This is a genomic window from Pseudomonas sp. SB113 (genome assembly GCF_040754745.1).
Lineage (GTDB): Bacteria > Pseudomonadota > Gammaproteobacteria > Pseudomonadales > Pseudomonadaceae > Aquipseudomonas > Aquipseudomonas grimontii.
The window spans coordinates 1-427 of sequence record NZ_JBFMHW010000214.1; the positions used below are offsets into that span (position 1 = coordinate 1).

At 59.5% G+C, this 427-nt stretch carries 1 protein-coding gene; it reads left to right on the forward strand.

Translation table 11 applies throughout. The features are described from left to right. Window positions 1–14: 14 nt before the first annotated feature. A partial coding sequence (locus tag AB1462_RS32225) for a methyltransferase domain-containing protein (RefSeq protein ID WP_367249177.1) occupies window positions 15–427 on the forward strand: 413 nt, incomplete at its 3' end.

The following is a 427-nucleotide window of genomic DNA, read 5'->3' on the forward strand; positions in this document are numbered from 1 at the left end:
CAGAGAAAAAGACCATGGTTGAACCGCTGTTCGATACGGAATTGCTCCTGGAGCGCAAAAGACGCGCTCTGAAACGCGCCGTGCCCGGCGCGGATTTCCTCATGGCTCGCGTGTCGGAAGAACTCGCAGACCGGCTCGGTGCCGTCGAACGCAACTTCGAAAAAGCAGCGGCACTTTTCAATATTACCGGCGACGCGGCAACTGCAATTGCCTCGACCGGCAAGGCTGCGGTGGTCAAACGAATCGAGGCTGACGAAAGCTTCCTGCGCGGCGCACCCGGCCTCGTCAGCAAACCTGGAACTGTGCCGCTGGAGCCGGACAGCATCGACCTCGCAGTTTCGCTTCTGGCGCTTCAGGAAAACGACGATATTCCGGGAATGCTGATCCAGATCAGGCGCGCGCTTCGCCCCGATGGGTTGTTTCTAGG